Consider the following 678-nt stretch of genomic DNA (forward strand, 5'->3'; position numbering starts at 1 on the left):
CCACCACGCCGCATCAACCCGTTGCCCACCAGCAACGGATGCGGACCCACCTCCACAAACCCCGTCACACCCTGCCCCGCCAGCCACTCCAGAGCATCGGCGAACCGGACCGGCTCCCGCACCTGCCGCACCCAATACCCAGGCACCCCCATGTCCACCGGACACCCGGCCACCGTCGAGACCACCGGAATCACCGGCTCACCGAACGACAAACCCGCCGCCACCTCACCCAGCTCCCCCAGCACCGGATCCATCCGCGCCGAATGAAACGCATGACCGACCGCCAGCCGCCCCACCCGACGCCCACGACCACGCCACACCTCACCCACCGCCACCACCGCAGCCTCGTCCCCCGACACCACCACCGCATCCACCCCGTTGACCGCCGCCACCTCAGCCCCCGGCACCAACGACCCCACCACCTCCTCCACCGACGCCTGCACCGACACCATCGCCCCACCACCGGCCAACCCCTGCATCAACCGGCCCCGCGCCCCCACCAGCACACACGCATCCTCCAACCCCAAAACACCAGACACACACCCCCTCCCCGTCCTCGAACAACACCCCGACCGGCAACCCCAACAAACCGCACACCTCGTCCAACACCCGCGCGAACACCGGAAACTCGCGGTACAAACCCCGCCCCATCCCCACCCACTGACCACCCTGACCAGA

The 678-nt window shown here is 69.2% G+C and carries 1 protein-coding gene; it reads right to left on the reverse strand.

The window, feature by feature from the left end:
* Nucleotides 1–506: acyltransferase domain-containing protein (locus IG05_RS43185; protein ID WP_234336296.1), on the reverse strand; the 506-nt coding region annotated here is incomplete at its 3' end.
* Between the last annotated feature and the right edge of the window lie 172 nt (nt 507–678).

Origin of the sequence: Streptomyces sp. NRRL S-1022, assembly GCF_000720135.1 — a bacterium.
Lineage (GTDB): Bacteria > Actinomycetota > Actinomycetes > Streptomycetales > Streptomycetaceae > Streptomyces.